Source organism: Marivita sp. S2033 (genome assembly GCF_046592965.1).
Lineage (GTDB): Bacteria > Pseudomonadota > Alphaproteobacteria > Rhodobacterales > Rhodobacteraceae > Marivita.
The window spans coordinates 674,039-692,104 of record NZ_JBISBV010000001.1 but is presented as its reverse complement, the minus strand read 5'-3'; the positions used below and the strand labels follow the sequence as shown (position 1 = coordinate 692,104).

Genomic DNA, 18,066 nt, shown 5'->3' with positions numbered 1-18,066 from the left:
ATCACGATGTAATTCTGAAAAAGGTGCGCGCGCTTGCTCGTTATACGGGAACGTTGTCGAACATCGCCTCGACATCCCAGACAACTTGCTTCCGCTTGGCCTTTGGCATCCGGGTTGTAACTTCGGCCATCCGTCTTAGCGGATGAGCAACACGGCCTTGATTGGCATGGTTGGTAACATCATCATGCTGATCAAGTTTCTTCTGATGGTTTTTGAGTGTCTTGGTATTCATGGCAGCCTCACTTCGGGACGACGTGTCAATGATATGAATTCGCAAATCCGCCAGGGGATCACACAAACTCGACAGCGCCGGAATTCGGATTGATGACTCTTGGAAAAACACGCATCAAACCCATCCTTTGGCGTTGCCCAGACATCCGCACGAGCGCTCCTCCCTGATCCGCATCGTGCAAATTGACCTTACGGCATGCAACATTCTCGGACAATGATTCAGATCAACCTCCGGCAGATTAGGCCATAAGCTGCCGAACGCGCACGATCGCTTCGGCAAACCTGTTCGAAACGCATTTTTTGGAACAAAAGCGCACGATCCGGGCTTGTTTCTTTAACTTTCTTTAACGCGCATGAAACGAATCTCCGGGAAAAAAGATGCTTTGTGACGTCAAACGATTCTGCGCCGCCGCTTTTGCTTTTCTGCTGCTTATCACCGTCAGCGCCACGGCCCAGGATGCCACTTTCTCGATTGAGGAACTCAACGTCGGACTGCCAGAGGCGCCGAAATCACTTGATCGCAGCTCTCCCCAAGCCACGATGGAAGCGCTTCTCGATCTGGTTCAAGCAAACGATCTGGAGACGGCCGCGCATCTTCTCAATCTCAATCGCGTCCCGCCTGAAAGGCAATCGTCTGTGGGGCCGCAATTGGCGGAAAAACTATACACTCTGATCGACCGCAAGGTGGTTATCGATTGGTCCGATCTGCTTGACCGACCGGATGGGCTGGATGCCAATCAAACGTCGAAAAGCGCGGTTGCGGGGCAGCCCCGTCAATCCATTCTGTTGCGGATCATGACGATTGACAATCGTCCCTATCCAATCCGCCTCGACCGTGTTCAGGTTGCAGACCAGAACCCGGTCTGGGTCTTTTCCGAACGCTCCGTCGTCAACATCGACAAGCTCTATGATCGGTTCGGTCCGACGGAACTGGAGCGCGAACTGCCCGACTGGCTGCGCAAGGATGCCTTTTGGAACTTGATGTGGTGGGAAGTGATCGGTGTCCCGATCATGCTGGCGCTTGCGGGCGTCATTGGCTGGGCCGTTCATTTTGCCCTGACGCGCACCGCCGCGAACGCGAACCGCTTTTACATATCACGTGTGATAGAAGCTGCGCGCCTTCCGGCCGTTCTTTTCGTCATCACTCTGGTCGTCTCCTTGATCAGTCAGGTTTTCGTTTTCTCAGGGCCGGTGTCTCGGCTCGTCTCACCGGCCATCGCGTTGGGATACGTGATGTCGGCGCTAATCTTCATGGTCAATGTCGCTGACCGGATGATCGACCGACTTGTCGAATGGGACGACGAAGACCTGAAACAGATGGGCAAGGACGGCCGCCGCGCAATGGCGACCAAGGTTTCGCTGGCGCGTCGCATGATGATCGTGGTGATCTTTCTGGTCGGCTTTGGCGTCGTTCTGGCCGAGGCCAACGTTTTTCGCACCTTCGGCTTTTCCCTTCTGGCCTCTGCCGGTGCGCTCACGCTGATCCTCGGTTTCGCCGCACGAGAAGTGTTGTCCAACATCATGTCGTCGATGCAAATCGCGCTCAACCAATCGGCCCGTATTGGAGACAAGGTCGTCTACAAGGGCAACATCTGTAACGTCGAACGGATTAATTTCACCTACGTGCTGCTGCGGGTCTGGACAGGTGTCAGGCTTGTGGTCCCGGTGACCGAGTTCGTGTCGGAAACCTTCGAAAACTGGTCGATCAAGGAACCACAGATGATCCGGGAAATCGACATCCGGGTCGCGCACACCGCCGATGTGTCGACTCTGCGCGATCTTCTGGAGACGGTGCTGGACGAAATCGACGAAGTCGAATTGGTCAAGGACGGCGAACATCAGGTCGTGGTCACGTCGCAGGACATTTACGGACAAATCGTGACCTTCTGCATCGCGTGCGCGAACCCGAATACGTCATGGACCGTGTCGTGCAACGTTCGCGAAGCCTTGATCCGGCACATGCAGAAGTTGGAAAAGGACGGGACGAAAATCTTCCCGGAAGTCAGTCTGGCAGACACGCCCTAGACGTATCGAATGAAGGCACGACATCCGCCGCACGATTCGACTACCGCCGGCGTCGATCACGCACCGATGCGCGCCAGTGGGTCGGCACGATGATGAGCGCACCCAACGATGACGCGATGGCGTTCAGACCCGGAGAGTTGAAGCCGATTCCGAACATGATCCGCACAAAATACGCCAGAAATGCACCGCCGATGCAGATGATGATGCTCTGCAATACCCCATTGTTGGTAAATCCCGATTTCTCGGCCACGTACCCAACGATCCCGGCGATCACGACAGTTCCCATCAAAACCATGAACATGGTCAGTCTCCCAGTCGGGTCCCTTTCGGAACCGGTTTTCCACGCAGGAAGACATCGCTCTCCTGCACGCCTTTGCCGGCCCGCTGAGCCCGCGTGACCCTAACGGCACCGGTGCCGCAGGCAACGGTGAATGCATCGTCCAGCACCGTTCCGGTGGCGCCCGTTCCTTCGGCGACACGGCTTCCCAACAGCTTCAGGCGCTCCCCGTCAAACGTGGTCCACGCACCCGGAGATGGCGACAACCCTCGAATATGGCGGTCCACTTCGGCCGCGGATCGCGTCCAATCAATCTCAGCCTCGGATTTGTCGATCTTCCGCGCATAGGTGACCCCATCCTCCGGCTGGCTCTGCGGAGTCAGTTCCGGCAAACGCGCCAAGGCATCGACAATCAGGCGCGCACCCATCCGGCTCAGTCGGTCATGCAAATCTCCGGTCGTCTCTGCTGCTCCGATCGGTGTCGCTTCGCGCAATAACACTGCGCCGGTATCCAGACCAGCATCCATCTGCATGATACAGAGGCCGGTTTCGGCATCCCCTGCCATGATCGCCCGATGGATTGGCGCCGCCCCCCGCCAGCGAGGCAGGAGCGATGCATGGATATTCAGGCAGCCCTTCGTTGGCGCGTCCAGAACCGCTTGCGGCAGGATCAAGCCGTAGGCCGCCACGACGGCAACCTCCGCAGCCAGGGCCGCAAATTCAGTCTGCGCAGTTTCCGAGCGCAACGATCTGGGGTGACGCACCTCCAACCCCAGTTCCTCGGCGCGCACATGGACAGGCGTCAGACGCTCTTTCTTGCCACGTCCGGCCGGGCGCGGTGGCTGGCAATAAACCGCCGCAACCTCGTGGCCCGCGTCGATCAACCCATCCAGGATCGGAACCGAGAATTCCGGCGTGCCCATAAAGACGATCCGCATGGCTACCCCTTCAGCTTCTTTGACCGCCGCAGCAGCATGTCGCGCCTTGTCTTGCTCAGATGGTCGAAATACATTTTGCCATCGAGATGGTCGATCTGGTGTTGAACCGAGGTGGCCCAAAGCCCGACAAAATCGCGCTCCTGCATGGTGCCGTCGTCACCAAGAAACCGCACCGTCACCGCACGCGGCCGCTCGATCTTGGCCGACACACCCGGCAGGTTCGGGCTCGCTTCCTCGTGGGTGCGCAATTGCACCGAGGCGTGGAGGACTTGCGGGTTGGCCATACGCACCGCGCGGCCGCGCTCCTGCGACGCGTCAACGACGGCCAGACGTTGCATCACACCGATCTGGTTGGCCGCGAGTCCAACACCGGGCATCGCTTCCATCGTATCGATCATGTCGTCCCAGATGCGGCGCGTCTCGTCGGTAATCTTATCGACCGGCGCGGCTTTTCTGCGCAGAGCGGTGTTCGGCCACAACAGGGTTGGCCGCACCGTCATGCCCGCGCCAGTTCGCGTTTCAGCTTTACCATCTTGCGGGTGATCATCTGGCGCTTGAGCGGCTTGAGGTGGTCGATGAAAAGCTTGCCGTTCAGGTGGTCGATCTCGTGCTGCACACAGGTCGCCCATAGCCCGTCAAACTCTTCTTCCTGCGGGTTGCCGTTCTGGTCGATCCAAGCCACCTTGACGGCATCGGGCCGGGTCACTTCTGCAAATTGATCCGGGATCGACAGGCACCCCTCTTCGTAGACATTCGGATCATCCGACGCCAAAAGGATTTCCGGATTGAACATCACCAACGGGCGCGGTGCCGCGTCTTCATCCTTTTCGCAGTCCAGCACGATCAGGCGCGACAAGACGCCGACCTGTGGCGCGGCAAGGCCGATGCCCGGCGCGTCGTACATGGTCTCGAGCATGTCATCAGCCAAGGCGCGCAGATCGTCCGACAGATCGGGGACCGCCAAGCAGCTTTTCTTCAGACGTGGGTCCGGGTGGAGGAGAATGGGCAGTTTCATGGGATTGATCTAGGGAATCCCTTTCCCAAGGGCAATAGCACGGGGGCTTGCGCCTGCCGAGAACTCGGGTAGCGTCCCGCAAAACCGACCGAACCGGAGACTGTCTGTCATGCGTGATCTTTTCAACCAACCCGTCGAGCGGCGCGGCACACATTCATCCAAATGGGATCTGCTGGAACAGATGTTCGACGTTCCGTCCGATACCGGTCTGGCGATGTGGACAGCCGACAGTGATTACCCCACCGCGCCGTGCGTTCTGAAAGCGGTGCAGGACGCGGTCGATCATGGCGTTTTCGGCTATTTCGCGGACCTTTCCGAGTACAACGCCGCGATCCAATGGTGGATGAAAACCCGCCACGGCTGGGATATAGAGCAGGACTGGATCTTGACAGCACAAGGCTTGGGAAACGCGATCGCGCTGTGTATCGACGTCTGGACCAAGCCCGGTGACAGGGTGGTCACCTTCAACCCGGTATATCACGAGTTTGAACAAAAGCTCCGACGCGCCGGACGTGTTCCCGTGCAATGCCCGCTGACGCGGGTCGGCGACACCTACCATCTTGATCTCGACGACGCACAAGCGCGGCTGAACGGGAGCGAGAAAATGTTGATCTTCTGCTCGCCCCAAAACCCGTCGGGCCGGGTCTGGACGGCAGAAGAACTGAAAGCCGTGGCCGAATTTGCCGCCCGCAACGAGTTGCTCCTGATCGTTGACGAAATCCATCACGACCTGGTCTATCCGGGACAGGATTTTGTGTCCTTCGACATCGCCGCTCCGGAGGCGCGCGACCGGCTTGTGGTGCTGACGGCGGCGTCGAAAACTTTTAACATCGCCGGCCAGAAGACCGGCAACATGATCATTCCCGACGACACCCTGCGCGCCGAGATGATGCAGCGCCTGCGTGCTCTCGACTATTCGCCCAACGCGCTGGGCCTCAAGATGGTGACCGCTGCCTATTCTCCGGAAGGCGCAGAATGGGTGGACGCACAAATGGCGCATCTGCAAGGCAACCGCATGATCTTCGATGCGGCCGTCAATTCGATCCCCGGCGTGCGCTCGCTGCCTCTGGCCTCGACATACCTCGCTTGGGTCGATTTCAGCGGCACGGGGATGGAGTATGACGAGATCAGCCATCGGGTGCGCAAATCAGCTCAGATCGCCCCCAGCCCCGGCCCGGAGTTCGGCCCAGGCGGCGAGACGTTCCTGCGCTTCAACCTGGCCACTCAGATCGCGCGCGTGCAAGAGGCCGGGCGGCGTCTGCAGGAGGCCTTCAAGGACTTGCAATAACGGCTTCTTTGGGCCGGAAATACCTTGGGGGTGAGGCCGAAGGCCGAGGGGGCAAAGCCCCCTCACCGACATCAGGCTCGCGGCGGGCGCGATCTATAGACCGGCAACCGCCATCCGAACCCCAGAGACCCGGCACGCAGCCCAAAGGTCAGTGCGCCCGACGCCAGTACGGTCGCCATCTCGCCCAATCCGACCAATGGCGCCAACGCGAACACGCCTGCACCTGCCACGGCGCAGGTCACATAAAGCTCGCCGCGCTTCAGGACCAAGGGCACTTCGTTGGCCACGACATCGCGCATCAGACCACCCAGACAGCCCGTGACCACCCCCATCACGAGCACGATCACCGCGCTTTCACCTTGCGCCGCGGCGATGCGCGCGCCTGCTGCCACGGCAAAGGCAAGCGCTGCCGCATCGAGCCACAGGATCGCGGCGTACCGGCTTTCAAGCAGATGCGCGGTGAAGAACACGACAAAGGCCGCCGTGACGGCGACGCCCAGATAGGTAAGATCGTCCATCCAGAATACCGGATGTCGGTCAAGCAACAGGTCACGCAACGTCCCGCCACCGACGCCGGTCAGGATCGCAAGAAAGGAAAAGCCGATAATATCGAGCTGCGCCCGGCTAGCGACCAACGCGCCGGTCAACGCGAACACCAAAACCGCCGCGTAGTCGAGCATGGCGATGATGGTCATGGTCCGGCGGGTTTCGCGGAGGGTTTGAAGGGCGCCATCCCGGCGCGTGCCAGTTCATCGGCACGTTTGTTCTCGGGATGACCGGCGTGGCCCTTGACCCATTCCCACGTCACATCGTGCCGGGCTTGCGCGTCGTCCAGCCGCTGCCAAAGCTCTACGTTCTTCACCGGTTTCTTGTTCGACGTCTTCCAGCCGTTGCGCTTCCAGCCGTGAATCCAGCCGGTGACTCCGTTCTTCACATAAGCGCTGTCGGTGACGATGGTGAGCGAGGACGGGCGCGAGAGCGTCTCGAGCGCATGAATGGCGGCCAGCAATTCCATGCGGTTGTTGGTCGTGTTGGCCTCGCCTCCCGATAGGGTGCGCTCCTTGACGATCGCGTCACCGTCCCTGGCCTGCATCAGCACGCCCCAGCCTCCCGGTCCGGGATTCCCGGAACACGCTCCGTCGGTATAGGCGTAAAGGTCAGGCATGGGCGGTCAGTGATATCCAGTCAGCATCCTCGCCGCTTAGCCCCTTGTCGCGTCCACGTCGAGTGGCACCGGGCGTGAAACCCGCATCTTTCAAGAGCGCCTTCAGTTCGGCCTCGGAATAATAGGTGTAAAGGCGCCCGATGCTGTCCCGCGATTCGCCGCGCCCTACCTTGACGGCAATGTGGAAAAGACCGCCTGACTTGAGCGCGGTGTGGATTGCGGCCAAGTGGCGGGGCATGTCTGTACGGGGCGCGTGCAAGAGGCTGAAATTCGCCCAGACCCCGTCATAAATGCCATCGCCCGAGATGTCGTCAAACGTGGCTTGCCTTGCCGAGACACCGTCAATGGCAGAAGCGAGGGCGATCATTTCAGCTGATGCGTCAAGCGCATCGACGCGACATCCCGCCGCCACCATGTGACGAGCGGATGTGCCGGGTCCGCACCCCAGATCGAGCACACGAGCGCCCTTGGGCAACGCATCGATGAAGGCTGCCAAGGTGGCGCTCCGGCTGCACGACGGATCAATCTGCGCATAATCCGCGGCGCGCGCGTCATAGACTGCAATGGTATCGCGATCAGTCACCGGAACACTCCGACGGACAGGCACGCCACGACCATGACAGTGATCAAGATGCGAAGCTGCATCCACCATTTCGGAGCGAGACCCCAGCGCCAGAACGCGAAATCCAGAACCAGAACGCCCAGAAATCCGAAGATCAGGTTTGTGCCCGCCGAAACCGGCCCGCCACCCGTCATGAAGAACGCCCAAAGTGCGGGAATGACCGAGAGCGCATAACCCGTCGCGGCCTGTCCACCTTCCGTCTTGGTGGCGAACCCCCAAAGCACGCCTGACATGAAACTGAGGATGACCATACCGTAGGACAGTTGCACATAGGGGCCGATGAAACGCGGGCCAAGCGTGTCCAGCCCCCATTGCGCGGCCGAATCGGACAGCAGCGTCAGCGCGCCCCATGCAAACGGGATGACGCCGGCAAGGCCGAGAACGAGGACAGAGCGAGGGATCTGAATCATGACGTATCCGATGCTGAGGGGCTTTGTCGCGACATAGCTCAGGCGCGCTCCAGCGCCAACCGGCCGGCGAGAGCGGTGAAGATGCCCGCAAACGACCGGTTGAGCCACAGCATGACGCGTTCGCTCGACAAAAGCCATCTGCGGGCTGCGGCTGCAAAGAAACCGTAAAGGGTGAAAACCGCGAATGTCATCGCCATAAAGACCGCCCCCAAGATCGCCATTTCAGCGGTTGCGCTGGTCGGTGTGCCGGACAGGAACGGCGGCAAGAGGGCCAGAAAAAAGATCGACAGCTTGGGGTTCAGGATATTGATCAACGCACCGCGACGGGCGATCCGCAAACCGCTTTCGGCCGTCTTGTCCGCCGACACTGCAAGCGCGCCGCCAGTGCGCAGGGCTTGGAGGGCCAACCAGAGCAAATAGGCGACGCCCGCGAATTTCACGACGTTGAACAACACTGCCGACGTATGCAGCACTGCCGCCAGACCCAAAGTCGCTGCCAACAGGTGCGGCACGATCCCGAAGGTGCAGCCAAGCGCGGCCCAGATTGACGCTGCCCGCCCCTGCTCCAATCCGATGGCGAGCGTGTAGATCACCCCGGTTCCCGGCGCGACGACAACGACGAATGCGGTAAGCAGGAATTGCAGTGACAGCATGGCAGCTCCTCGGTGGTGTATGCCGATGACGCTATACATTTGTGCCTGTATGATCTAGGTGCGCGCTTTGGCCCGCTGTTGGGCCGCTGACACAAAGAAGACGACGCAAGTGAAAAAAGCCCTCCAAGACGCCCTCGACGCGCGTGGATACGACACGCTGACCCCTGTTCAAGAGGCGGTTCTGAACCCCGGCTATACCGGTGCAGACCTTCTGGTATCGGCGCAAACCGGGTCGGGCAAAACGCTGGGTTTCGGACTTGCCATTGCGCCCACCATCCTGGGAAGTGACGAGAGCTTTGGCGCGGCGGGCGCGCCGCTGGCTCTTGTGATTGCCCCGACGCGGGAACTGGCCTTGCAGGTGAAACGCGAACTGGCATGGCTATATGCGCAGGCAGGCGCCGTCATGGCCTCGACCGTCGGCGGCATGGATATGCGCGATGAACGCCGGGCGCTGGATCGAGGGGCCCACATCGTCGTCGCCACTCCGGGGCGTTTGCGCGACCACATCATGCGCGGCTCGATTGATCTGAGCCAGATTCGCGCCGTCGTGCTCGACGAGGCGGACGAAATGCTCGACCTCGGGTTCCGCGAGGATCTGGAGTTCATTCTGGGCGAAGCACCCGAAGACCGCCAGACGTTGCTGTTTTCCGCCACTGTGCCGAAACAGATCGCCAACCTTGCGAAAAGCTATCAGCGCGATGCGATCCGGGTGGTCACCAAATCCGAAACCAGCCAGCACGCCGATATTGCCTATCGCGCGATGACGGTGGCCGACCGCGACACCGACAATGCAGTGATCAATACGTTGCGGTTCTATGAAGCGCCGAATGCCATCGTCTTCGCCAACACGCGCGCGATGGTGAACCGGCTGACAACGCGCCTTTCGAACCGGGGTTTTCAGGTCGTGGCGTTGTCGGGCGAGTTATCTCAAACCGAGCGGACCCATGCGCTGCAAGCGATGCGCGACGGTCGCGCGCAGGTTTGCGTGGCCACCGACGTGGCAGCGCGCGGCATTGATTTGCCAAACCTCGATCTTGTCGTTCATGCGGAATTGCCCTCCAACCACGAAACCCTGCTGCACCGCTCCGGCCGGACGGGTCGCGCAGGGCGCAAGGGGGTCAGCGCATTGATCGTGACGCCCAAGGTGCGCAAGAAGGCCGAGCGAATTTTGGGCATGGCCAAGCTGAAATCCGAGTGGGGCCCCGCGCCCTCTGCCGATGAGGTTCTCGCAAAGGACGAGGATCGGATGTTCGCCGATCCGGGCTGGGCGGTTCCTGTCGAGGAATCCGAAACCTCGGTTGTCGCGCGCTTGGTGGATGAGAAGACTCCCGAGCAGATCGCCGCTGCCTATCTGCGTCTGTTCCGCGAACAGCACACCGCGCCGGAAGAGCTGTCCGATCCCGGTGCCAAGCCCGAGAAACGTCAAGAGTTCGGGCCAAGTGTCTGGTTTGCAGTTTCCGGTGGCCGCGCCGCCGATGCAGAGCCGCGACGTATCCTTCCGATGGTCTGCGGCGCAGGCGATCTGGGTAAGGACGATGTCGGGGCCATTCGCATCCAGCAGGATCACTCGCTGGTGCAAATCAAGGAATCCGCCGTTGCGCGATTCCTGAATGCGGTTGGGCCCGATATGGAACTGGAAAAAGGCGTCACGCTGACCCGGCTCGATCACGCCCCTGAATTCGAACGCGGCGCGCGGCCAGGTGGCAAAGGTGGGTCAAAACCAGAGCGCAAGCCCTACAGGGACGGACCGAAGCCGGAACGGAAATCCTATGGCGACGGGGCAAAGTTGGATGGAAAGCCCGCCTCTAAAAGTACCGAGTTAGCGCCACCCGCCGAGACCGGAGCCAAGCCGGAACGCGCGGCCACGTCCGCTCCGAAACCGGCAAAGCCGATTGACTGGAACGATGCGCCGACGCCCCGCGTGCGAAAGCCGAAACCGTCCGATCGGAAGCCCACGGGCGGCAAACCTACCGGAAAATTCGGCAGCAAGCCCGGTGGCGACCGCCCGCCGCGCAGGGATCGCGATGACGGCATGCAGGCCACGCCTTACAAGGGCAAGCCCAAAGGCCCGCCGCCACCCGAAGGCAAGCCGAACAGCAGGAAGAACGTCGCGCGCGCCAATGCAGGCGATCCTTCGCAACGCATGGGTAAGCCCCGCAAACCCACAGGCAAGCCAGGGGCGAAATTCAAGGGAAAACCGGGCGGAAAACCCGGAGGGAAACGCTAGGCAGGCTCTCGCAGCACGCGCGGCACTTTGAACTCGACGTTCTCGACGGCGGTTTCCACCACTTCCATCGTGACGTGGAAGCGCGCGCGAAATGCGTCAATCACCTCATTGATGAGCTGTTCCGGCGCGCTGGCGCCGGCGGTGATGCCCATGCTTGCAATTCCATCCAACGCGCGCCAGTCGATATCGGTCGCGCGTTGGACCAGCTGCGCATAGCTGCATCCCGCCTTGCGCCCCACTTCGACCAAACGCCGCGAATTTGACGAATTCGGCGCACCCACCACCAGCATCGCGTCACACAGCGGGGCCATCGCCTTGACCGCCTCCTGACGGTTGGTGGTGGCGTAACAGATGTCTTCCTTGTGTGGCCCGACGATGGCTGGAAACCGCGATTTAAGAGCGGCGACGATGTCGATTGTGTCGTCAACGCTGAGCGTCGTTTGTGTGACAAATGCCAAGCGCTCGGGGTCACGCACTTCGACCGTCGCCACATCCTCGACCGTTTCGACCAGCAGCACTTCGCCCTTGGGCAATTGCCCCATCGTGCCGATGGTTTCCGGGTGGCCCTCGTGGCCGATCATGACCATCTGCAAACCGTTCTCGTGATGCCGCGCGGCTTCGATATGCACTTTGCTGACCAGTGGGCAGGTGGCATCGACATAGATCATTTCACGCTTCGCGGCCTCGGCGGGCACCGCCTTAGGCACACCATGGGCGGAAAAGATCACCGGACGATCATCCGGGCATTCGTCCAGGTCTTCGACAAACACCGCACCTTGGTCGCGCAAACTGTCGACGACAAATTTGTTGTGGACGATTTCATGGCGCACATAGACCGGCGCGCCCCACTTCGAAAGCGCCATCTCCACAATCTTGATGGCCCGGTCGACACCAGCGCAAAAGCCGCGCGGCGCGGCGAGATAGAGTGTAAGGGGCGGTTTCGTCATCGGTGCGGTGTCTCCGTATCTGAGCGAGAGGTAAGGTGAATCGGCCTCGGGGTCTAGGACCGGACCTCACAAAGCGGTGACTTGACCTTCCAGTGCGGGAATGTGCTTTGCACGCCTTCGGACTGATGACGGGAAGACGTGGAATGAAAAAAACTGTTGCAATCGGTGTGGCCACCGCCCTGGCTCTTGGCCTCGGCCTGAGTGTGGTATTATCGAGCGGCGCCCAAAGCGCGGACGGTGCGTTGCCCTACACCGATCCCGCCAGCGTGGCCGAAGGTGCAAAAATCTACGACGCTCAATGTGCAAGCTGTCACGGCGCGAACCTTGAAGGCGAAGCCGATTGGAAGACTCCCAATGCAGACGGTTACCTGCCGGCCCCGCCACATGATGCAAGCGGACACACTTGGCACCACGACGATTCTCTTTTGATCCGGATCGTCACCGTCGGCAGTGAGGCCGTTGTCGGCAACGGTTACAAATCGACCATGATCGGGTTTGGTGACGTGTTGAGCGATGATGAAATTCTGAACGTTCTCGCCTTCATCAAAAGCACCTGGCCAACCGAGGTTCAGGAGATCCATAGCGAGATCAACGCGCGCAACTGAACTTGCGCTGCCGGGCTGGCATTTGCGGCTTGTCACTCCGAACGCGGGCGGGCATGGCAACGACATGCACCTGTCTGACTTTCTTCGCAGCAATGCACCGTTTCTGACCACCGGGGTGATGCTCACCTTTCTGTCGTCTTTTGGCCAGACCTATTTCATCTCGCTTTTTGCCGGTGAAATCCGGCTGGAATTCGGCCTGAGTCACGGAAGCTGGGGCGGCATCTACATGATTGGCACGATGGCGTCGGCTCTAACGATGGTTTGGGCGGGCGTATTGACGGATGTCTTTCGCGTTCGCGTTCTTGGCCCTCTGGTACTGGCCGGATTGGCACTGGCTTGCGTGGCAATGGCGTTCAATCCCTGGGTCTGGGCGCTGCCGTTTGTGGTATTTGCGCTCAGGCTCTTTGGTCAGGGCATGTGTTCACATGTCGCCGTGATCGCGATGGCGCGGTGGTTCATCGCCACACGCGGTCGGGCGCTGTCAATCGCCGCGCTTGGTTTTGCTGTCGGTGAAGCGCTGATGCCCATGATCATCGTCGCCGCCATGACAATGATGGCATGGCAGAACCTGTGGCTGATCGCAGCCGGTGTATCGCTGCTTGCCATACCCGTTCTGGCGCGCCTTCTTGCGCAGGAGCGCACTCCCGCCTCGATGGCAAATGACGACGTGTCCCTTGGTATGCTGGGGCGGCAATGGCGGCGCGGCGAGGTGCTGCGGCATCCGCAGTTCTGGTGCATGGTTCCGGCGGTTCTCGGGCCGTCAGCCTTCAACACTGCCTTTTTCTTCCATCAGGTCCACTTGGCCGAGGTCAAGGAGATCGAGCATCTGGGCTTCGTTGCGCTGTTCCCCGTCTACACAGTCACCGGAATCGCCGCCATGGTGCTCTCCGGTTGGGCGCTCGACCGGTTCGGCACGGCGCGACTGACGCCGTATTATCAACTCCCGATGGTTGCAGCGTTCCTCATCTTTGCACTGACGCACAGCGCTCTCGGACTGGCCGTTGGGTTTATTTTCCTTGGGCTCACATCCGGTGCCAACAGCACTTTGCCAAACGCCTTCTGGGCGGAATTTTATGGCACCGCCCATATCGGCGCGATCAAGGCAACGGCGACGGCGGTCATGGTTCTGGGTTCAGCAATTGGCCCCGGTCTGACCGGATTTCTGATCGACAGGGGCGTCGGAATCGAGACGCAGTTCCTAAGCGTTGCGGGCTACTTCGTCGTAACGACGGGCTTGATGATCTGGGGCATTGGACGCGCCGCGCGAGACTTGCCGCGAACGCCAGAGACTGCGGTCATCAGAACGTCATCGCAGTGAGCCAGGCCACAATGACGTAGCGAACGATCTTGGCGATTCCGACCAGCGCAAAGAACACCCAGACATTCGTCCGCATCACGCCGGCAACGATCGTCAACGCATCACCCAGCGGTGCCCAGCTGAGGAGCAACGTCCACACACCCCATTTGGCGTACCAGTCCTGCGCACGGTCCAACTGCTTTTGCGACACCGGAAACCAGCGGCGACCGCGATATCGCTCCAGCACCCGGCCCAGCCCATAGTTCAGGCCGGATCCAAGGATGTTGCCGATGCTGGCCACGACGACGATCCAAGCGATCGGGATGTCTCCGCGCAATTGCAAAGCGATAAAGACGATCTCGGATTGGAACGGCAAAATCGTCGCCGCGCCGAAGGCGGCGATGAACAGCCCGCCAAGCGAGAGGGCTTCATTCCACATCGCGCGGATACTATCCGGTCAGCTTCACGTCTGCTCGGTGTCGGCAGGCTCACGCTCGGGCATCGGATCGCGCGGTGGGCGGCCGATGACATCGCGCAGCTCGTCGAGTTCGATGAAATTGTCCGCTTGGCGCCGCAACTCATCCGCAATCATCGGCGGCTGGCTTCGAATCGTCGACACGACAGACACCCGGACGCCTTTGCGTTGCAGGCTTTCCACCAAAGGCCGGAAATCGCCATCGCCCGAAAACAAGACAATGTGATCGACATAATCCGCAAGTTCCATCGCATCGACGGCAAGTTCGATGTCCATGTTGCCTTTGACCTTACGTCGCCCCTGGCTGTCGGTATATTCCTTGGCCGGCTTGGTGCGCATATTGAAGCCGTTATAGTGGAGCCAATCCACCAAGGGGCGGATCGGAGAATACTCATCATTTTCCAACAGCGCGGTGTAATAGAATGCGCGAAGCAGTTTTCCGCGACGCAGGAACTCTTGCCGGAGAAGCTTGTAGTCAATGTCGAATCCAAGTGACTTTCCAGCGGCATAGAGGTTCGAGCCGTCGATAAACAACGCCAGTCGCTCGTCTTTGTAAAACATGAATCGGGCCTTTCAAAAATCTTTTGGCTTTTGCACACATTCAAGGACCAGCGCCCTCAAAGCCTCATGGCAAAGCCGCGTTGCGTGATTTAATGGCTCAGAAATTCACTACAAGGTACGATTTCCGGTCAGCCTTTCTGATATGAGCTTAATATGAACGATTTCTTCATCGCATTGGGAGCTAACCTTTCGTCAACCGAAGGTCCGCCGGAGGTGACTTTACGTGCGGCACTCGAGATGCTTGAAAATGCAGATCTCAAGGTGCAATCGGTCAGCGCATTCTACCGAACACCGTGTTTTCCAGCCGGTGCCGGACCCGACTATGTAAATGCCGCCGCGCATCTGCAATCGGCGCTGTCACCAGAGGATCTGCTGGCGCGCCTGCACAAGATCGAAGCGTTCTTCGGCCGGGAACGTCACAATCGATGGGGGATGAGGACACTCGATCTTGATCTGATTGCAAGCGGTGACCGGGTGTTGCCGGATCGTGCAACCTATATCGCATGGCGCGATTTGCCGCTTGAGGCTCAGCGTCAGGCTGCTCCTGATCAGTTGATCCTGCCACATCCGCGCTTGCAGGATCGCGCATTTGTTCTTGTGCCACTGCGCGATATTGCGGCACAGTGGCGGCATCCGGTTCTGGATCGCACGGTAGCCGAGATGTGCGACGCGCTCTCGCCAGACCTTCTGGCGGAGATTGTTGTGCTTGATGCCTGATGACGGGTTGTATTCGCGCGACCCGAACGATAAATAACGGATTCTCTATAGGCTGCCCGATGAATTGGAGTGTGTCATGGCCCGCGTGACGGTTGAAGATTGCGTTGATAAAGTTCCGAACCGCTTTGAACTGGTGATGCTTGCCGCGCACCGTGCGCGGGAGATCGCGAGCGGTGCTGCGATCACCGTTGATCGTGACAACGACAAGAACCCGGTCGTCGCCCTGCGCGAGATCGCGGACGAAACGCAATCGGCAGACGAACTTCGCGAGCGCCTGATCGAATCGAACCAGACCCAGATCGAAGTCGACGAGCCCGAAGAAGACGCAATGGCGCTGTTGATGGGTGGCGAACCTGACAAACCTGCCGACGACGATCTGTCGGAAGAAAAGCTGCTTCGCGCATTGATGGAAGCGCAAGGCCAAGGCTGACGCGTCCCGTGACGCGGGCCGCATGAGAATGAGGCGCCGATGATCGCGGCAGACGACCTTGTTGCGCTGGTGCGCAACTACAACCCGAAAACCAACGAGGCGTTGATTCGTGCGGCCTATGATTATGGCCGGGCGATGCACGAGGGTCAGACGCGTCATTCGGGTGAACCCTACTTTTCGCACCCTGTCGCCGTAGCGGCAATTCTGACCGAACAGCAGCTAGATGATGCCACCATCATCACGGCGCTGTTGCATGACACGATCGAAGACACCAAATCCACCTATTCCGAAGTGGCCAAACAGTTCGGTGCCGAAGTCGCGATGCTGGTCGATGGCGTCACCAAGCTGACCAACCTCCAGCTTTCCAGTTCCGAGACCAAGCAGGCCGAGAATTTCCGCAAGCTGTTCATGGCGATGTCCAAGGACATGCGGGTCATTCTAGTAAAGCTTGCCGACCGCCTGCACAACATGCGCACCATCAAGGCGATGCGCCCCGACAAGCAAGTGCAGAAGGCCCGCGAGACGATGGATATCTATGCTCCGCTGGCCGGTCGCATGGGGATGCAGTGGATGCGAGAAGAGCTTGAAGACCTCGCCTTCCGCGTCCTCAACCCCGAGGGTCGGGCCAGTATCATACGTCGATTCATTACCCTTCAGCGGGAAACCGGCGATGTCATTCACAAGATCACCGGCGACATGCGCATGGAACTGGACAAGGCCGGTGTTGATGCCGATGTGTTCGGCCGCGCCAAGAAACCCTATTCGATCTGGCGCAAGATGCAGGAAAAGGAGATCGGGTTTTCCCGCCTCTCCGACATCTACGGGTTTCGCATCATCACCCATTCGATCGCCGATTGCTACACCACACTGGGCGTGATTCATCAACGCTGGCGGGCCATTCCCGAGCGTTTCAAGGATTACATCAGCGAACCGAAATCAAACGGGTATCGCTCCATCCACACCACAGTTTCCGGCCGCGACGGTAAACGGGTCGAGGTCCAGATCCGCACCCGCCAGATGCATGATGTCGCGGAAACGGGCGTCGCCGCTCACTGGTCCTATCGCGACGGTGTGCGCAGCGAGAACCCGTTTGCCGTGGACCCGGCCAAATGGGTCGCCTCGCTGACAGAGCAATTTATCGGCGAGGACGATCACGAGGATTTCCTCGAGGCGGTCAAGCTCGAGATGTATCCCGACAAGGTGTTCTGCTTCACGCCCAAGGGAGATGTCGTGAAATTGCCGCGCGGCGCGACGCCACTGGATTTTGCCTATGCGATCCACACGCGCATCGGGGCGGGGTGCGTCGGCGCCAAGGTCGACGGCATTCGCGTGCCTCTATGGACTCGGCTGAAGAACGGGCAATCGGTCGATATCATCACGGCGGAAGGGCAATCGCCGCAATCCACGTGGCTCGACATCGCGACCACCGGCAAGGCCAAGTCCGCAATCCGTCGGGCGCTGCGCGAAGCCGGACGTGAACGGTTTGCTCAACTTGGCCGCGAGTTGGCGCGTTCTGCCTTTGAGAATGTCGGTAAGAAAGCCAGCGATAAGGTGCTTGAAATGGCCGCCCGCAACCTGCGCATCCCGGACGCGCAGGAACTGCTGGCGCGATTGGGAAGCGCCGAAATGTCAGCGCGCGATGTCGTCGCGGCGGTGTTTCCGGACCTCGCACCCGAACCGCTGGAATTCGTGGAATTGCAACGCGCCGTGATCGGTCTGGATCAGGGTCAGGCGTTCGACCGTGCACCCTGTTGCCAGCCCTTGCCCGGCGAACGCATCGTCGGCATCACGCAGCGCGGGCAGGGTGTGATCGTTCACAGCATCGACTGCGGAGCGCTCGCCAGCTTTGAAGACCAGCCAAGCCGCTGGCTCGATCTGCGCTGGGCGATCGGGAGCCATCCTCCGGTTTACACAGTGTCGCTTGAGCTCACCATCGGCAATGACGCCGGAGTGCTGGGACGGATTTGCACATTGATCGGCGAACAGAAGGCCAATATCTCGGATATGAAATTTGTCGATCGCAAACCTGATTTTTACAGGTTGGTCGTAGACATAGACGTGAGCGACGCAAACCATTTGCATGCGGTCATGTCGGTATTGGAAGCGGAAAGCGATGTGGCGTCCGTACTGCGCAGCCGGGATCCGGCTTTGGCACAACGCGCAGCGGCCGCCGAATAGGAAGA

21 protein-coding genes are annotated in these 18,066 nt (G+C 59.9%); 8 read left to right on the top strand and 13 right to left on the bottom strand.

What is annotated here, in order from left to right:
• Positions 1 to 40: 40 nt before the first annotated feature.
• Positions 41 to 232, bottom strand: coding sequence for a hypothetical protein (locus ACGKZZ_RS03300; RefSeq protein WP_411222009.1), 192 nt, complete (start codon positions 230 to 232; stop codon positions 41 to 43).
• Positions 233 to 609: 377 nt separating this feature from the next.
• Between ACGKZZ_RS03300 and ACGKZZ_RS03295 the strand changes: the two genes are divergently transcribed.
• A complete protein-coding gene (locus ACGKZZ_RS03295) occupies positions 610 to 2,256 on the top strand; it encodes a mechanosensitive ion channel family protein (RefSeq protein WP_411222008.1) in 1,647 nt (548 codons plus the stop codon).
• 40 nt (positions 2,257 to 2,296) lie between these two features.
• Here the strand turns inward: ACGKZZ_RS03295 and ACGKZZ_RS03290 are convergent, their stop codons facing one another.
• From ACGKZZ_RS03290 to def (ACGKZZ_RS03275), 4 genes are read right to left on the bottom strand one after another with little or no spacing between them, the layout of a single operon-like run.
• Positions 2,297 to 2,557 carry a hypothetical protein gene (locus ACGKZZ_RS03290; protein WP_411222007.1) on the bottom strand — a complete coding sequence of 87 codons (261 nt, stop codon included), beginning with the start codon at positions 2,555 to 2,557 and terminating at the stop codon, positions 2,297 to 2,299.
• A gap of 2 nt (positions 2,558 to 2,559) precedes the next feature.
• The gene (gene fmt / locus ACGKZZ_RS03285) at positions 2,560 to 3,471 is read right to left on the bottom strand and encodes a methionyl-tRNA formyltransferase (RefSeq protein WP_411222005.1); all 912 of its coding nucleotides are present in this window, start codon (positions 3,469 to 3,471) and stop codon (positions 2,560 to 2,562) included.
• 2 nt (positions 3,472 to 3,473) lie between these two features.
• On the bottom strand, positions 3,474 to 3,971 hold the full coding sequence (gene def, locus ACGKZZ_RS03280) for a peptide deformylase (protein ID WP_411222004.1): 498 nt from the start codon (positions 3,969 to 3,971) through the stop codon (positions 3,474 to 3,476).
• The gene (gene def / locus ACGKZZ_RS03275) at positions 3,968 to 4,486 is read right to left on the bottom strand and encodes a peptide deformylase (RefSeq protein WP_411222003.1); all 519 of its coding nucleotides are present in this window, start codon (positions 4,484 to 4,486) and stop codon (positions 3,968 to 3,970) included. The genes def (ACGKZZ_RS03280) and def (ACGKZZ_RS03275) overlap by 4 nt, the downstream gene beginning before the upstream one ends.
• Positions 4,487 to 4,595: 109 nt before the next feature.
• On the opposite strand from def (ACGKZZ_RS03275), the gene ACGKZZ_RS03270 reads away from it, so the two are divergent.
• A complete protein-coding gene (locus tag ACGKZZ_RS03270; RefSeq protein ID WP_411222002.1) occupies positions 4,596 to 5,774 on the top strand; it encodes a MalY/PatB family protein in 1,179 nt (392 codons plus the stop codon).
• 71 nt (positions 5,775 to 5,845) lie between these two features.
• Here ACGKZZ_RS03270 and ACGKZZ_RS03265 read toward each other — a convergent pair whose 3' ends face one another.
• From ACGKZZ_RS03265 to ACGKZZ_RS03245, 5 genes are read right to left on the bottom strand one after another with little or no spacing between them, the layout of a single operon-like run.
• Positions 5,846 to 6,469 (bottom strand): trimeric intracellular cation channel family protein, encoded by a 624-nt coding sequence (locus ACGKZZ_RS03265; RefSeq protein WP_411222001.1) that lies wholly within the window; start codon positions 6,467 to 6,469, stop codon positions 5,846 to 5,848.
• A complete protein-coding gene (gene rnhA, locus ACGKZZ_RS03260; protein ID WP_411222000.1) occupies positions 6,466 to 6,939 on the bottom strand; it encodes a ribonuclease HI in 474 nt (157 codons plus the stop codon). The genes ACGKZZ_RS03265 and rnhA overlap by 4 nt, the downstream gene beginning before the upstream one ends.
• Positions 6,932 to 7,522: a class I SAM-dependent DNA methyltransferase gene (locus ACGKZZ_RS03255; RefSeq protein ID WP_411221999.1), complete on the bottom strand. Its 591-nt coding sequence runs from the start codon at positions 7,520 to 7,522 to the stop codon at positions 6,932 to 6,934. Before ACGKZZ_RS03255 ends, rnhA begins: the two co-directional genes overlap by 8 nt.
• Positions 7,519 to 7,971 (bottom strand): DUF3429 domain-containing protein, encoded by a 453-nt coding sequence (locus tag ACGKZZ_RS03250; protein WP_411221997.1) that lies wholly within the window; start codon positions 7,969 to 7,971, stop codon positions 7,519 to 7,521. Before ACGKZZ_RS03250 ends, ACGKZZ_RS03255 begins: the two co-directional genes overlap by 4 nt.
• 38 nt (positions 7,972 to 8,009) lie before the next feature.
• Positions 8,010 to 8,624, bottom strand: a complete 615-nt coding sequence (locus tag ACGKZZ_RS03245) for a LysE family translocator (RefSeq protein WP_411221995.1) — start codon at positions 8,622 to 8,624, stop codon at positions 8,010 to 8,012.
• A gap of 109 nt (positions 8,625 to 8,733) precedes the next feature.
• Between ACGKZZ_RS03245 and ACGKZZ_RS03240 the strand changes: the two genes are divergently transcribed.
• On the top strand, positions 8,734 to 10,851 hold the full coding sequence (locus tag ACGKZZ_RS03240; RefSeq protein ID WP_411221994.1) for a DEAD/DEAH box helicase: 2,118 nt from the start codon (positions 8,734 to 8,736) through the stop codon (positions 10,849 to 10,851).
• Here the strand turns inward: ACGKZZ_RS03240 and ispH are convergent.
• On the bottom strand, positions 10,848 to 11,798 hold the full coding sequence (gene ispH / locus ACGKZZ_RS03235; protein ID WP_411221993.1) for a 4-hydroxy-3-methylbut-2-enyl diphosphate reductase: 951 nt from the start codon (positions 11,796 to 11,798) through the stop codon (positions 10,848 to 10,850). The genes ACGKZZ_RS03240 and ispH overlap by 4 nt on opposite strands.
• Positions 11,799 to 11,941: 143 nt before the next feature.
• On the opposite strand from ispH, the gene ACGKZZ_RS03230 reads away from it, so the two are divergent.
• Together ACGKZZ_RS03230 and ACGKZZ_RS03225 are read left to right on the top strand one after the other, a co-directional pair.
• A complete protein-coding gene (locus ACGKZZ_RS03230; RefSeq protein ID WP_411221992.1) occupies positions 11,942 to 12,403 on the top strand; it encodes a c-type cytochrome in 462 nt (153 codons plus the stop codon).
• 64 nt (positions 12,404 to 12,467) lie between these two features.
• Entirely contained in the window at positions 12,468 to 13,721 is a 1,254-nt protein-coding gene (locus ACGKZZ_RS03225) for an MFS transporter (RefSeq protein WP_411221991.1), read from the top strand.
• Here ACGKZZ_RS03225 and ACGKZZ_RS03220 read toward each other — a convergent pair.
• The gene (locus ACGKZZ_RS03220; protein ID WP_411221990.1) at positions 13,702 to 14,139 is read right to left on the bottom strand and encodes a YqaA family protein; all 438 of its coding nucleotides are present in this window, start codon (positions 14,137 to 14,139) and stop codon (positions 13,702 to 13,704) included. The genes ACGKZZ_RS03225 and ACGKZZ_RS03220 overlap by 20 nt on opposite strands.
• 24 nt (positions 14,140 to 14,163) lie before the next feature.
• Positions 14,164 to 14,736 carry an NYN domain-containing protein gene (locus ACGKZZ_RS03215; protein ID WP_411221989.1) on the bottom strand — a complete coding sequence of 191 codons (573 nt, stop codon included), beginning with the start codon at positions 14,734 to 14,736 and terminating at the stop codon, positions 14,164 to 14,166.
• Between the two features lie 153 nt (positions 14,737 to 14,889).
• Here ACGKZZ_RS03215 and folK point away from each other — a divergent pair, with 153 nt between their 5' ends.
• From folK to ACGKZZ_RS03200, 3 genes are all read left to right on the top strand, one after another.
• Positions 14,890 to 15,453 carry a 2-amino-4-hydroxy-6-hydroxymethyldihydropteridine diphosphokinase gene (folK, locus tag ACGKZZ_RS03210; protein WP_411221988.1) on the top strand — a complete coding sequence of 188 codons (564 nt, stop codon included), beginning with the start codon at positions 14,890 to 14,892 and terminating at the stop codon, positions 15,451 to 15,453.
• Positions 15,454 to 15,529: 76 nt separating this feature from the next.
• Positions 15,530 to 15,883, top strand: a complete 354-nt coding sequence (gene rpoZ, locus ACGKZZ_RS03205; protein WP_411221987.1) for a DNA-directed RNA polymerase subunit omega — start codon at positions 15,530 to 15,532, stop codon at positions 15,881 to 15,883.
• A gap of 39 nt (positions 15,884 to 15,922) precedes the next feature.
• Positions 15,923 to 18,061: a RelA/SpoT family protein gene (locus ACGKZZ_RS03200; RefSeq protein ID WP_411221986.1), complete on the top strand. Its 2,139-nt coding sequence runs from the start codon at positions 15,923 to 15,925 to the stop codon at positions 18,059 to 18,061.
• The last annotated feature ends 5 nt before the right edge of the window (positions 18,062 to 18,066 follow it).